The 13,436-nt window shown below is 68.2% G+C and carries 15 protein-coding genes; 8 read left to right on the top strand and 7 right to left on the bottom strand.

All coding sequences use genetic code 11. From position 1 onward, the window contains the following. Positions 1 to 47: 47 nt before the first annotated feature. The 3 genes from ACMGFE_RS08280 to ACMGFE_RS08270 all read right to left on the bottom strand — a co-directional run bounded on the left by ACMGFE_RS08280 (position 48) and on the right by ACMGFE_RS08270 (position 2,674). Complete coding sequence (locus tag ACMGFE_RS08280; protein ID WP_436924645.1) at positions 48 to 1,142, bottom strand: DoxX family protein; 1,095 nt, start codon at positions 1,140 to 1,142, stop codon at positions 48 to 50. 69 nt (positions 1,143 to 1,211) lie between these two features. After that, positions 1,212 to 1,625, bottom strand: a complete 414-nt coding sequence (locus ACMGFE_RS08275) for an archease (protein ID WP_436924644.1) — start codon at positions 1,623 to 1,625, stop codon at positions 1,212 to 1,214. Further along, on the bottom strand, positions 1,622 to 2,674 hold the full coding sequence (locus ACMGFE_RS08270; RefSeq protein ID WP_436924643.1) for a DUF502 domain-containing protein: 1,053 nt from the start codon (positions 2,672 to 2,674) through the stop codon (positions 1,622 to 1,624). Before ACMGFE_RS08270 ends, ACMGFE_RS08275 begins: the two co-directional genes overlap by 4 nt. A gap of 106 nt (positions 2,675 to 2,780) precedes the next feature. On the opposite strand from ACMGFE_RS08270, the gene ACMGFE_RS08265 reads away from it, so the two are divergent. From ACMGFE_RS08265 to ACMGFE_RS08255, 3 genes are all read left to right on the top strand, one after another. Continuing rightward, positions 2,781 to 3,266, top strand: coding sequence for a GNAT family N-acetyltransferase (locus ACMGFE_RS08265; protein WP_436924642.1), 486 nt, complete (start codon positions 2,781 to 2,783; stop codon positions 3,264 to 3,266). Positions 3,267 to 3,390: 124 nt separating this feature from the next. Then, positions 3,391 to 4,551 (top strand): DNA primase small subunit PriS, encoded by a 1,161-nt coding sequence (gene priS, locus ACMGFE_RS08260; protein ID WP_436924640.1) that lies wholly within the window; start codon positions 3,391 to 3,393, stop codon positions 4,549 to 4,551. Between the two features lie 22 nt (positions 4,552 to 4,573). Further along, a complete protein-coding gene (locus tag ACMGFE_RS08255) occupies positions 4,574 to 5,551 on the top strand; it encodes a hypothetical protein (RefSeq protein ID WP_436925163.1) in 978 nt (325 codons plus the stop codon). A gap of 44 nt (positions 5,552 to 5,595) precedes the next feature. Here the strand turns inward: ACMGFE_RS08255 and ACMGFE_RS08250 are convergent, their stop codons facing one another. Continuing rightward, a complete protein-coding gene (locus ACMGFE_RS08250; RefSeq protein WP_436924638.1) occupies positions 5,596 to 6,750 on the bottom strand; it encodes a S1C family serine protease in 1,155 nt (384 codons plus the stop codon). A 156-nt stretch (positions 6,751 to 6,906) separates the two neighbouring features. Here ACMGFE_RS08250 and ACMGFE_RS08245 point away from each other — a divergent pair, with 156 nt between their 5' ends. After that, positions 6,907 to 8,838: an ABC transporter ATP-binding protein gene (locus tag ACMGFE_RS08245; protein ID WP_436924637.1), complete on the top strand. Its 1,932-nt coding sequence runs from the start codon at positions 6,907 to 6,909 to the stop codon at positions 8,836 to 8,838. A gap of 42 nt (positions 8,839 to 8,880) precedes the next feature. Here ACMGFE_RS08245 and ACMGFE_RS08240 read toward each other — a convergent pair whose 3' ends face one another. Then, complete coding sequence (locus tag ACMGFE_RS08240; protein ID WP_436924636.1) at positions 8,881 to 10,293, bottom strand: serine hydrolase domain-containing protein; 1,413 nt, start codon at positions 10,291 to 10,293, stop codon at positions 8,881 to 8,883. A 129-nt stretch (positions 10,294 to 10,422) separates the two neighbouring features. On the opposite strand from ACMGFE_RS08240, the gene ACMGFE_RS08235 reads away from it, so the two are divergent. Beyond that, positions 10,423 to 10,767, top strand: coding sequence for a hypothetical protein (locus tag ACMGFE_RS08235; RefSeq protein WP_436924635.1), 345 nt, complete (start codon positions 10,423 to 10,425; stop codon positions 10,765 to 10,767). Between the two features lie 37 nt (positions 10,768 to 10,804). Here the strand turns inward: ACMGFE_RS08235 and ACMGFE_RS08230 are convergent, their stop codons facing one another. Then, positions 10,805 to 11,161 (bottom strand): hypothetical protein, encoded by a 357-nt coding sequence (locus ACMGFE_RS08230; protein WP_436924634.1) that lies wholly within the window; start codon positions 11,159 to 11,161, stop codon positions 10,805 to 10,807. 125 nt (positions 11,162 to 11,286) lie between these two features. Between ACMGFE_RS08230 and ACMGFE_RS08225 the strand changes: the two genes are divergently transcribed. Then, complete coding sequence (locus tag ACMGFE_RS08225) at positions 11,287 to 12,018, top strand: metal-dependent hydrolase (RefSeq protein WP_436924632.1); 732 nt, start codon at positions 11,287 to 11,289, stop codon at positions 12,016 to 12,018. A 102-nt stretch (positions 12,019 to 12,120) separates the two neighbouring features. Continuing rightward, positions 12,121 to 12,519, top strand: a complete 399-nt coding sequence (locus tag ACMGFE_RS08220) for an OsmC family protein (RefSeq protein ID WP_436924631.1) — start codon at positions 12,121 to 12,123, stop codon at positions 12,517 to 12,519. Between the two features lie 13 nt (positions 12,520 to 12,532). Here ACMGFE_RS08220 and ACMGFE_RS08215 read toward each other — a convergent pair whose 3' ends face one another. Then, positions 12,533 to 12,835 (bottom strand): PRC-barrel domain-containing protein, encoded by a 303-nt coding sequence (locus ACMGFE_RS08215; RefSeq protein ID WP_436924630.1) that lies wholly within the window; start codon positions 12,833 to 12,835, stop codon positions 12,533 to 12,535. 144 nt (positions 12,836 to 12,979) lie between these two features. Between ACMGFE_RS08215 and trxA the strand changes: the two genes are divergently transcribed. Then, positions 12,980 to 13,432: a thioredoxin gene (trxA, locus tag ACMGFE_RS08210; RefSeq protein ID WP_436924629.1), complete on the top strand. Its 453-nt coding sequence runs from the start codon at positions 12,980 to 12,982 to the stop codon at positions 13,430 to 13,432. Positions 13,433 to 13,436: the final 4 nt, after the last annotated feature.

Here is a 13,436-nt window from a genome sequence, read left to right as displayed (position 1 = left end):
GGGCGGTGGTAGGGGTCGAGACATCGAGAACTCCGACCGGTGGCGGGTCAGTCCGCGGCGGGCGACGGATCGTCCCGGGCCCGTTCGCTGTCCCGCGTCGCCTCCAGCCACGCGTCGAGCGAGAGCGGGCCGCCGCCGAGCGTGAAGACGGCCGAGATCATGCCGAACAGCGTGATGTGGGCGAGCACGGGGTCGTCGGGAAGGCCGAACAGCGTCATGACGAGCATCGTGAACGCGACGGCGGCCGCCCCGCGGGTGTAGTAGCCCGCGACCAGCAGCAGGCCGACGCCGATCTCTGTGAGACCGGCACCGAGTACCCAGAGTCCGGGGTCGACGGGCACGACGCTAGTGAGGTCGTACTTGTGGACCACCTGGACCGCGCGGGACGGGTTGGCGAGTTTCTCGACGAGCCCGAGGTAAGCGAAGGCGGCCCCGATACCCACTCTGAGGACGGTCGCGACGTAGCGCCGGTAGGGGTCGATCCGCTCTGCGAAGCGCACGGCGACGCCGTGGACCGGGTCGACACGGCCATAATAGGTCCCGGAGGTGCCTGCGACTACGCCGAGCAAGTGGTCGGCGCTGGGGCGACCGCTACCCACGAGGACGATCGCGAGGAACCCGGGGACGTACTCGATCGCCAGCACGAGTTCGGGGTTGAACGCGAACGCCGCGAGATACGTGGCGAGGCCGACGGCGGCCACCGCTCGCGTCGCCAGCCCGAACAGGAGGAGGAACCCGAGTCCGACCTGGAGCACTCGGGCTTCGACGGGGACCGCCGGGCTGAAGAAGTACCCCGCGAATCCGGCGCCGACGAGCGGCAGCCCGAGACTCAGCCGCAGCATCCACGGGACGTACTCCCGGTAGGACGCCAGCGCGCTCTGCAACGCCTCGACGTCGGGCACCGTCGGCCGCACCACGAGCAGCCCGGTCAGGAGGGCGACCACGCCGACCGTCCCACCGACGACGAGTGCGAGGTTCAGCGGCTCTGAAAGCACTTCGACGGCGAACTCGACCGCGTCCCGCGCCGCCGTCGGCGGGTCGGTGACGTAGTCGACGTGTGCGCTCGCCCGCCCGGCGAGCGCCGCGAGTGCGACCGCCCAGAACCCCACACTCAGCGCCATCCGCCGACCCGTCGTTGACATACACCCACTTAGTGGCCCGTCGGGGATAAAGTCACAGAACACGCGCTGACGACAGCGGCCCGCGCCGCCTCACACGTCGAAGACGACGTAGGCGTGCCAGCCGTCGGCGGTCTCCGAGAGGTCCATCTCGGAGTAGGTGACGGCTTTCAGGTCCCGCGCCTCGACGCGGTCGAACCCGATGCCGCGGGCCGACCCCTCCACGCGCCACTCGCCGTCTGCCTCCTCGACGGTCGCCTCGTTGTCGACCGGGAGGACGCCGCGCACGTCTCGCTCGTAGATGAGTTCGTCCAGATAGTCGAACAGCAGCGCCTCGCGGCTCTCGGCCGCGACGGAGAACGCGAAGCGGTCGCCGCCGGCGTCGGGGATCTCGTCGCACATCGCGGCCGCCATCCCGTCGGCGACGGCGCCGAAGACGGCGTCGAGCGAGTCGCCGGTCGCCTCGACCGCCACGTCGGCCGTGTGGTCGCGCAGGTCGAAGCTCACGCGTCACCTCCAGCCGACGTCTCGTCGCGCTCCTCGTCGATCCCGCTGCCGTCCGGCGAGTCGCCGACGCCGCTCGACTGGTCGCCGTCGTCGGGTCGGCTACCGACGGTGCTCTCCGCGCCGTCCGCGGTCTCGAACTGGTCGAGCATGTAGTGGCGGACCTCTTCCTCGTCCTCCACCTCGGACTCGTCCAGATCGGGGTGGATCGCGGCGAACTCCCGGTAGGCCTGCTCGCGGATGTCGCCGGCGGCTCTGCCGGTGAAGTCGCTCAGGTCGCCGACGGTCTGGGTGCCCCACGTGCCGAGATCGTGCATCCCGTCGCGGGCCTGCTCGCGGATGGTTTCGAGGCCCGCGAGTTCTCCCTCCCGGTCGGCCCCGCCGGAGTCGCCGGTCGCGACGCCGCTGGTGACGATGGAGCGGATCCCCTCTTCGACGGTGAGGTCGACGTCGTACACGCGCTCGGTCGAGACGTGGACGACGTACCCGCCCATCACCGGGTTCGGGGCCAGCGGCATGAACAGCGTCGTCATGTCCTCGTGACCGGTCGTGTCGGCGAGGGTCGGCGGCGACTCCGCGGTGACGAACGCCAGCGAGTACGACCCCGACGTGGGGAACTCGACGAGTTTCACCTCCCGGAAGCTCTCGGCGTCGTTCGACAGCAGCAGTTCGGTCATCTCGTTGAAGCTCGTGTACAGAGAGCCGATACCGGGGATCCGCGCCATCGCGGTGTCGAACACCCGTTCGAGCTGGTTACCCGAACGGGTCTCGGCGACGAGCCCGAGGACGAACACCATCACCACGAACGTCGCGATGGCGAGGAGCTTCATCGTCAGCTCGTCGACGTCCTGCCCGATCCCGAACCCCTCGTTGATGACGAGCACCACGGGGGTGATGGCCTGCAGGATGAAGTTGATGACGAAGACGAGGATCATGACCGTGATGATGAGCGGGATCGTCAGCGCGGCGCCGGAGATGAGGACCTGTCGGACCTTCCCCCCGAGCGTCGGTCCGGACTCGCCCGAGGCAGGAGCGGATGACAGCAAAACCATACGAACGAGTCAGTTGGGTCGGCCGAAAGTCTTTCGGGGCTGGTACGTCGTCGCGAGTCCCTGCTGCCGATGGAATTATGGTGACTAGCCCGCTACTGAACGGATAGTGAGCGTCAACGTCGAGCGACGAGTCGTCGATCCGGGGGACGCCGACTACGTCGAGCAGGCCTGGCAACTCAAAGAACGCATCCGCGCGGAGAACGGCGTACTCCGTCAGCGACGCGGCTTCTTCGAGAACGCCTACAGGCGCTCGACCGTCTACCTCTTCGTCGACAGAGCCGACCGCGGCACCCTCGTCGGGTTCGCCGCCGTCCGTCGCGACGGTTACATCCTCTTTCTCGCGGTCGACGAATCGTATCAGGGCGAAGGGTTCGGCGAGGCCCTCGTGGCCCGCGTCGCCGAGGATTACAGTTCCGTGACCTGTCACGCGCGGACGACCAACCGCGACGCGATCCGGTTCTACCAGCACATCGGCTTCTCCATCGAGCGCCGCATCGACAACTACTACGAGGACGGTGGCGACGCCTACTACCTCAAACTCGGCGAGGAAGAGGGGCTCGCGGACAGGTTGTCGAAACTACTGGGTGGATAGGGAGGCGCGAGCGTTTCGAGCGCCTCGGAAAAGCGAACGCGGCCAGTTCTGATCGGCGGCTTCCGACGTGCGCGGCGACCGATGAGCGCAAACGCTTTAGCGCCCCGTTCGAAATCGGGTAGCCGTGCAGGAACAGACGCGGGCGTACCTCCGGGGGCGCTTCGGCGACCACTACCGCCGGACGGAGTTCACGCCGCCGCCGGACGCCAACGAGCGCGAGTGGGGCTACATCCCGTGGACAGAAGGCCCCGGCGAGACGATGGTCCGCCACCGCTCGCTGCTCGACGTGGGGTCGCTCGAGGACTTCCTCGCCCGCGAGCGCCCGAAACACGTCTACTTCTCGGCCGGCCGCTACGAGAGCCCGGGCGCGAGTTCGATGGGCGAGAAGACCTGGCGCTCCTCGGACCTGATCTTCGACCTCGACGCCGACCACCTCCCCTCGGTGACCCTCGGCGAGGACAGCTACGCCGAGATGCTCGAAAAGTGCAAGGACGCGCTGTTCCGGCTGCTCGACTTCCTCGACTCCGATTTCGGGTTCGAGGACACGACCGTCGTGTTCTCGGGCGGCCGAGGCTACCACGTCCACGTCCGCGACGACCTCGTGCAGGAACTGGGCAGCGACGCGCGCCGCGAGATCGTCGACTACGTGCGCGGGATCGGCCTCGACCCGGATCTACTGACCCACCAGGAGATGCGGGGGACGTCGCTGAGTCGCGTCCTGGAAACCGAAGGCGGGTGGGGTCGCCGCGTCCACGAGCATCTCCTCGAGTTCGTGGACGGGGTCCTCGCGATGGAGGAGGACGACGCGAAAGCGCGGCTGCAGGAGATGGACGGTATCGGCGAGGGCCGCGCCAACACCATCTACGGCGCGCTCGAGAGCAACGCCGAGATGCTCCGGGCTGGCAACGTCGAACTCGGCGGTGTCGGGCTCCGGACGCTGCTCGACGCGTTCGTCACGGAGGTCGTCGAACAGCAGAACGCCCCCATCGACGAACCGGTGACGACCGACGTGAACAGGCTGATCCGACTGCCCGGGAGCCTCCACGGCGGGAGCGCGCTCGCGGTCCAGCGACTCACTCGCGACGAACTGGAAGCGTTCGACCCGCTGGTCGACGCCGTCCCGGAGACGTTCGTCGGCCACGAGATCAACGTGCAGGTGACGGACCCGGGAACCGTCGAGTTGAAGGGCGATAGTTTTAATCTCCAGGCGGGTGAGGTTTCCGTTCCGGAGTACCTGGGCGCGTTCCTGATGGCCAGAGGACGCGCCGAGAAGGCACCAGAATGATCGACGAGGACGAACAGCGATGATGGACCTGGACGAACTGCGCTCGGTACAGAGTCGCGAGCGCCAGACCGACAGCCTGCAGCAGCTACGGGAGTCGTTCTACCAGGACGCCGGCGAGTTCATCCAGCAGCTCCATCGAGAGCGCGAGCGGGCCGCCGACGAGGCAGAGGACCCGTGGGACGCCCCCGAGGTCACCCGCCTGAGCGACGACATCGACACTGCCGAGCAGACCGTGGAGGCCATCTACGAGCGCCGCGTCGGCAAGATCGTCAAGATGGCGTCGCTGGCCGCCGCGGACATGCCCACCGAGGACGAGGGCCTCACCGCGGAGGAGCAGACGCTGTTCGAGACGCTCGTCGACGCGATCGAGCGCAACCGTGCCAACGTGGAGGCCGTCATCGACGGCGAGAACCCCGCCGAGGCAGTCGCCGACGCGGGACCGGATTCGGCGACCGACGCGGACCCGAGCCACGGCGGCCCGTCCGGCGCGGAGCGAGACTCGGACGGAACCGACGTTCCGACCGACGGGGCAGCCGCGGACGCATCCAGACCAACACCGCCGGAGTCACCCGCGGACCTGGCCGAAAGCGGTCCAGCGGCCGAATCGGGCGTCGACGCGGCCGACCTGATGGGCGGCGACGGACCCGAGGAAACCCAGGCCGAAGCGGACGCCGGGGACGAATCCTCGACGGCCCCGTCAACTCCCCCGGCGGAGCAGGGGGCCGACCGACCGACTCCGCCCGACGAGGGCTACGGCGAGTCCGACCCGTCGGCTGGCGATTCCGACGGCCGATCCGAATCGGACGGTGCGGACGGAGAGAGCGCGACGGAAGAGACGCCGGCGGTCGACCGCACGACGGTCCGGATCACGACCGACGTGGGCGAGATATTCGGCGTGGACCAGCGCGCCTACGACCTCTCGACCGACGACGTCGTGCAACTCCCGGAAGCGAACGCGGGGCCGCTCGTCGAGCGCGACGCCGCCGAGCGACTCGACTGAAGACTGCTCTCACGGTAGTACGAGACTCCCAGTAGCGGCGCCGTTCAGCGCGTCGGGTCCGGTCGCGACCCGAGCGTGAGTTCGACGGTCTGTTCCTCGCCGTCGCGGAGGACGGTCACGTCGATGGTGTCGCCGGGGCTGGTCTCCAGCGCGAGGAAGCTCGCGAGCGCCTCGCGGGTCGGGATCGGCGTGCCGTCCATCGCGACGACGACGTCGCCGCCGGTCGGGACCGACTGGCCGTCTATCGTGGTCTCGCCGCTGTTACCCCGGAGGACGCCATCGGAGGGGCTGCCCTCGCGGACGATGGCGATGTAGACACCGACGCGGTCGTCGACGCCGTTGGCCTGGGCGATCAGCGGCCCGGCGGTCTGGAGGCGCACGCCCATGTAGGAGTGTTCGTACTCGCCGTCTTCGAGCAGGGCGGGGACCACCCGGCGAACGAGCGGCGCGGAGATGGCGAAGCCGATGTTGTCGCCGCCGCCGGAGTTGACGACGCCCGTCACGTCGCCCGCCAGGGTGACGAGGGGGCCGCCGGAGTTACCGGGGTTGACCGGCGCGTCCGTCTGGATGGCGTCGGGGATCGAGAAGTCGTTCGGCGCGGGCAGCGTCCGGTTCACGCCGCTGACGATGCCGGCCGACACCGACCCCGAGTAGCCGAACGGGTTGCCGATGGCGATCACTTCGGTACCGATCTCCGGGTCGGACTTCCGGAGTCCGAGGGGAGTCGCGCTCTCCGGCAGTTCCGGGACCGACAGGACGGCCAGATCGCTGTACACGTCGGCGCCCTCGACCGTGGCGTCGAGCCAGCCGCCGTCGCTGAAGCGGAGGTAGACGTCCTCCGCGCCGGCGACGACGTGCTGGTTCGTGACGACGTGGCCGTCGCTGTAGACGAAGCCGGTGCCGCTCGCTGGGTTCGGCGCAGTCGTGTACACCTGAATCTGTGCGATCGAGTCGATCGTCGAGCGGTACACGTCGGCGTATCCGCCGTCGGACGACTGGTCGAACTGTTCGAAATCGCCGGCCGCGCCGTCGTCGCTGGGCGGCACCTGCGTACTCGGATCGACGGGAGTGGTGTCGGCACCGCCATCGGCGTCGCCGTCGCCGCCGAACAGGGAGCCGGAACAGCCGGCGGTCCCGGCCGCGAGCGCCGTCCCGCACGCTGCGAGAAAGCGGCGCCGCGACGAGTCGGGGGTGTCCATAGCGAGTCGTAGGCGACCAGACGGAAAAATCCGCGGACCGGACTCGCGACCCCGCCGCCGTCCGGCGCCCCTCGGTACCGGTTGACGTGCAAATCCAGAGAGTCTCTCCCCCTAAGGGGGGTTTTTGGGCGTCAATGGACAAGCGGAGTCGACCGAATGGCACGTCCAGACCCCCACGGCAGTTTCGACGAGATACGCGAAGAAGTCGACGGCCACCCGATGTTGAGCCTCTTCAAGTACGCCGTTCCGTACTGGGCACCGCTCGCCCTCGGCGTCGTCTCGACGATGATCAACCGCGTCGCGCGGCTGTTCCCCGCGCTGCTCATCGCCGCGGCCATCGACCTCGCGGTCAACCCCTCGGGGACCGCGAACAGCGTCCTCTCGGCGATCAACCTCGTCCCCTCGGAGCCGGTGGCGCTCGACGACAGGCAGGCGCGCCTCGACATGCTGTACTACCTCGGGGCGCTCGCGGGCGGCGCGTACGTCGTCCAGTCGATCAGCCACTTCGGGTCGCGCTACTTCTTCCAGACGACGGCCCAGCGCATCCAGCACGACCTCCGGCTGGACACGTACGACCACATGCAGCGCCTCTCGCTCGACTTCTTCAACAACCACCAGACCGGCGGGATGATGTCGATCCTCAACAGCGACATCAACCGGCTGGAAGACTTCTTCAACGCCGAGATCCGGGAGATCACCCGCGCGGTCATGATCTTCGGGCTCGTCGGCGGGTGGATGATCTACACGGCGCCGCGGCTCGGTCTGCTCGTGCTCGTCCCCGTCCCGATCATCGCGCTGATCACGGCGAAGTTCATCATGTGGATCGAGCCGAAGTACAAGCGGATCCGCGAGCTCGTCGCGCGGATGAACACGCGCCTGTCGAACAACCTCGGCGGAGCCGCCATCGTCAAGTCCTTCGACCGCTACGACGTCGAGCGCGACCGCGTCGCCGAGCAGTCCGGCGGCTACCGCGACGAGAAGATCGGCGCGATCACCGTCCGGAAGGCCTTCTTCGCCTCGCTGCGCCTGCTCGTCGGCGCGATGTTCGTGACGATCCTCGTCCTCGGGGGGACCGACGCCGTCACCGCAGGGGGCCTGACTGCGGGGACGTTCGTCACGTTCTTCATGTTCCTCCGCTACCTCGACGGGCCGATGACCCGCATCGGGAAGACCGCGAACAACTACCAGAAGGCCAAATCCAGCGCCGAGCGCGTGTTCGGCGTCCTCGGCTACACCGCCGACGTAACGGACGCCGCGGACGGCCACGCGCCCGACGACGTCGAGGGACGGGTCGGCTTCGAGGACGTCGACTTCAGCTACTCCGAGGGCGGCGACCAGATCCTCGACGGCGTCGACCTCGACGTCGAAGCGGGCGAGACGGTCGGCTTCGCCGGCACCAGCGGGTCCGGCAAGTCGACGCTCCTGAAACTCCCGCCGCGGTTCTACGACGTGGACGACGGGGCAGTAACCATCGACGGGACGGACGTGCGCGAGTACGACCTGCAGACGCTGCGCAACCGGATCGGCGTCGTCGAACAGGACCCCTACATGTTCTCGGGGACGATCCGCGAAAACATCGCGTACGGCGACGACGAGCTGTTCCGGTCGGTACTGGAACACTACGACAACGTTCCCGACCACGTGAACGAGCAGGTGGTCGAAGCCGCGAAGGCGGCGGGCGCCCACTCGTTCATCACCGACCTGCCGGACGGGTACGACACGATGGTCGGCGAACGCGGCGTGAAGCTCTCGGGCGGCCAGCGCCAGCGCGTCTCCATCGCCCGCACGCTCCTGAACGATCCGGACGTCATCGTCCTCGACGAGGCCACCTCCGACGTCGACACCGAGACCGAGCAACTCATCCAGCGCAACCTGGAGACGCTGACGGCCGACCGGACGGCGTTCATCATCGCACACCGCCTCTCGACCATCCAGGACGCCGACCGCATCGTCGTCATGGACGAGGGCGAGGTCATCGAGACCGGGAGCCACGACGACCTCGTCGACCACGGCGGCGCCTACGCCGGCCTGTGGGCCTCCCAGACCGACGAGGGCGCCGCCGCGGGCGTCGCCGGTGCCGACGACTGACGGCCGCTTCCGGGCCGCCGACCCGCTTCTCGTCGCTTCAGATCACGCCTCGGCCGGACCGTCGCCGCGACGCTCGCCGACGCGACGGAACAGCATCCCCTCGAACAGGAGTTCGACGGACTCGTCCGCAGTGAAGAACTCCGCGTCCGTCGTGCTTTCGACGCAGTCGACGTCGGTGAATCGACAGCAGTGGGACGCCAGATCCGTGGGGAGCAGTCGGATCTCGAACCCCTCGACTTCGCCGCCGAACTCGACGTCTAGGTGGGCGCCGTCTTCCGTCACCGTCGCCCGGTGGTTACCGCTCGGGGTCTCGTAGCGGCCGGTCAGGGCGCGAACGCGCCGCTCGATGGACCGGACCGGGTCGACCGAATCGGGATCGTGCCCGGCCGCGAATGCGAGGGCGTCCCGGGCTGGGCCCCCAGGGTCGGCGACTCCGTTACACGCGATCGCGATCCCGATGCCCTCGTCTTCGAGAAAGCCAATATAGGCGCCCGAAGCGCCCGTGTTCCCGCTGTGACCGACCAGCGCGTCGGTCCCGAACGGTCGGATCTCCCACCCGTAGCCGTAGGCGTACTCGGTCCCGTCGATGAGTCGCTTGCGGGGGGCCGCCGGATTGCGCATCCGGCGGATCAGGTCTTCGTCGAACGGAGATCCGTCCCCGAGGTGCGTCTGCAGGAATCGAGCGAGGTCCGTGACGCTCGCGATCAGCCCGCCGGGTCCCCGCAACACGTCGCTTGACAGAACGGGGTTGTCGGACACCGGTGCCTCGCGGAACTCGCCGTCTTCGGTGACGTAGGGGCTCATCACGTCCGCAGACGGGTCTCCCAGCACCGAACTGTCGGACGTCGTCCCATCCATCCCGAGCGGGTCGAACACCTCGCGCTCGACGAACGACGCGAAGTCCGTCCCGGACACTGACTCGACGAGGTGAGCCAGCACGGCGTATCCGGAGTTGTAGTACAAGAAACGGTCGCCGTCGGTTCGCCGCCGGTCGAGCGTCCCGTCGACGAACGCGCGGAAGTTGTCCCAGCCGTCGAGGTCCCCGGCCGCGAACGCGAGGTCGTCGTTCGGCATCCCCGACGTGTGCGAGAGCAGTTCGGCGACGGTGATCGGGTCTCCGGGAGCGCCCTCGAAGTACGACAGGTACGCGGAGACCGGGTCCGCTACGTCGATCCGGTCGCGGTCGGCGAGAGTGAGGACAGCCAGCGCGGTCACCGGCTTGGAGACGGAGCCGACGGCGTAGCGGGTGTCCGCGGTCGCGGGCGCGCTCGGGTCGAGCGTCCGTTCGCCGAATCCGCTCGCGGCGAGGACCTCCGACCCGTCGGTCAGCGCGACGCTCGCGCCCGGGCAGTCCGCGTCGTCGAACCACGATTCGACGCGGGCGAGCGCCGCTTCGACGCGGTCGGCGGATGGTCCGGTATCGCCGCGATTCGCAGAGGGGCTGTCGGGAGCCATCGTCCGTTGCTGTCGGCTGGGCGACGTATATCGGTTGGTGGTTCCGGCTGCTCGGAGTGGTCGCCGCTCGTCGGGGGATCCCGTCCGCGCGGGGTAAAGTACAACACCGAGTTCCCCAAAGGGAAGGGCATGGCTCCGAAGGTCGCGACGGACGGGTCCGGACGGCCGGACTGGCGACGCCCCGCGCTCCGCGTCGGCCTGGAGGTCGCACTCGTCTCGCTCGTCGCGACGTACCTCTCGATCCACCTCTCTTCGCCGCTGCTCGTCGCGCTCGTCGTCGTCGTGGCCATCGTGGGGGCGGTCGCCCTCCTCTTCCGGGAACTCGACCGCCAGGCCTACGCCTGGGTCCGGTACGCGAGCAATCGCGCGCAGGAGAACCAGAAGAAGCGACGGCGCGAGCGGGAGAAGCGGCGAAAACAGCAGCGCGCGGCACAGCAGCGCCAACAGCGGGCCGACGGGGAATCCGACGGGTAGCGGGAGCGGCGTTCGAGCGGCCGCTCTCCGTCGGTGTTCAGCGGACGATCGTCACGAACGCGGTGAGCAGTATTCCCTGCACGCCGATCCCGGTGAGGAGGAACCCGAGCGGGACCAGACGGGAGCCAGTCGAGTCGCCGGCCCGCCGGCGCGCGTCGGCGTCCAGGACCACTCCCATCTCCGAGGCGCTACTCACGATACTCACGCCCGACTCCACCCACCCGAGGACGAGGCAGCCGGGGCTCAGGCAGACGAGCGCGAGTAGGATCGTCAGATCGACGAAGTCCTCGCCGCTGGCTCCGCCTAGCCAGAGTGCGCCGTAGAGAACGAACGTCACGATGCCAGCCGTGCGGACCCCCCAGAGATACGCACAGCGGCGCACGCTATCGGTCACGTCGCGAGAATCGACAGCGAGGCGACAAAAACATACCGGTGGCGTCCGCGCTGTCACGGGGATCGGTGTCGCACTTCCGGTGGTCGTAGCATTAAGTGTGTTTGCCTCCTATCACGAGCCGAACCATGGAACTGACCTGGCACGGCCACTCGACGTGGCACGTAACGGTGGGGAGTACCGAACTGCTGATCGACCCGTTCTTCGAGAACCCGAAGACGGACACAGACCCGGAGGAGATCGACCCGGACTACGTCCTGCTCACGCACGGGCACGCGGACCACATCGGTGACGTGGACCGCTACGAGGAGAACACGCTGATCGCGTCGCCCGAAGTCGTCGAGTACTGCCGCGACCAGTACGGCGACTTCGGCGCCGTCGGCGGGATGGGGATGAACCTGGGCGGCACCGTCGAGGTCGGCGACGCGTTCGTCACGATGCACCGCGCCGACCACACCAACGGCATGGATACCACCTACGGCACCTCGGGCGGCATGCCCGCCGGTTTCGTCATCTCCGACACCAAGCCGACGCAGGTCTCCGACGAGGAGAGCGAGACGTTCTACCACGCCGGCGACACCGGCCTCATGACCGAGATGCGCGACGTGATCGGCCCGTTCCTGGAGCCTGACGCCGCGGCGCTCCCGGTCGGCGACCACTTCACGATGGGGCCGATGCAGGCCGCCATCGCGACCGACTGGCTCGACGTCGACCACGTCTTCCCGATGCACTACGACACGTTCCCGCCGATCGAGGTCGACACCCGGGACTTCGTCAACGAAGTGGCCGGGACCGGCAGCGACGCCCAGGTCCACGTCCTCGACGGCGACGAGACGTTCGACCTCACCGAGGGCTACTGAGTCGGCCCTCGCGGGGTCGTCTCACCCGTCCGCGGAGGCTGTATGGCCGAACATTATCGGTTAGGTATTCTTTAGGAGGGTGGGTTCGATGTCCCGAGTGCAATGTCCGATATCGAAGTCACCAGCGTCTGTGAGGAAGGGTACACGGTAGAAAACGAGATCGACGGCGAGTGGTCGCTCGTCGTCGACGCGCTGTCAGAGGACGGCCCCTCGGCCAATCAGGTCCTCGTCGCCGACTACCCCTCGTGTTACGTCCCCGCGTTCCGCGTGGCCGCCCAGCAGACCGGCTACGACGACGTCGGCCGCATCGAGGTCGAGGCCGAGGGCGATCTCGACGAGGACGACGATCTCGTGTCGATGTCCTGGACGCTCAAGGTCGAGGAGTCACTCGGCGACGACGGGCAGGAGATCGTCGAACTCGGCGAGGAGATCTGTCACGTTCACTCCGCGCTCCGGGAGGAACTCCACGCGGACATCACGCTCGAAGACGACGCGTTCTAGAAGCGGCGAGCGGTCACGCCGCGACTTCTTCTTCGTCGCTCTCGTCGCTGCCGTGGACGCGCTCGACGACGTCGTTGACGATGACGATGTCGCCGACCGCCTGCACCCAGCGGTAGGGGACGATGATGCCCCGGGAGGCGCTCACTTCCGGGTCGAACAGTTCGCCGTTGATCTGGTGAAGCGCCAGCCCGGTCACCTGCTGGACGTCGAGGTCGAGCCGCAGATCCTCGACCTCGCCCACGAACACGCCGTTTTTGGTGTAGACTTCCCGCCCCACGAGCGTCGTGATCTCCTGCGGCGCCGTCTCGGGATTCATATGCCGTAACTCGGCTGGCGGGGTCTTAAAATCTTGTTCTGTGTCTGACGCCGTCGGCTGATCGCCGTCTGTCGGCCGTCGTTCGTGCGTCCGACGGGCACGACGGCGAGCAGATTAAACGGTGGGAGGCCGTAGTCGCGACCGATGAGTGACGCGAGCGACGACGCGACCGAGGAGGAACTGGAGCGAATCCGCGAGCGGAAGAAAGAGCGACTCAGATCCGAGGGCCTGGAGGGCGGTTCCGGAGCGGCGGACGCCGGTTCCGGCGCGGCCGGCGACACCCCAGACGAACCGGTCCACGTCGAGGACGGGGGCCACTTCGAGGAGGTCGTCGCCGACGGCGTCGTCCTCGTCGACTTCTACGCGGACTGGTGTGGCCCGTGCAAGATGCTCGAACCGATCGTCGACGACATCGCGGCGACGACCGACGCGACCGTCGCGAAAGTCGACGTCGACGCCCACCAGGGACTGGCCCGCGAGTACGGCGTCCAGGGCGTCCCGACGATGTTCCTGTTCGTCGACGGCGAGGCGGCCGAACGCCTCGTCGGCGTCCAGGACGAGGGTTCGCTGCGCGACCTGATCGCCCAGCACGTCTGAAGGT

Source organism: Halosimplex amylolyticum (assembly GCF_051414035.1).
Classification (GTDB): domain Archaea; phylum Halobacteriota; class Halobacteria; order Halobacteriales; family Haloarculaceae; genus Halosimplex; species Halosimplex amylolyticum.
This window is presented reverse-complemented; position numbering and strand designations above follow the sequence as displayed.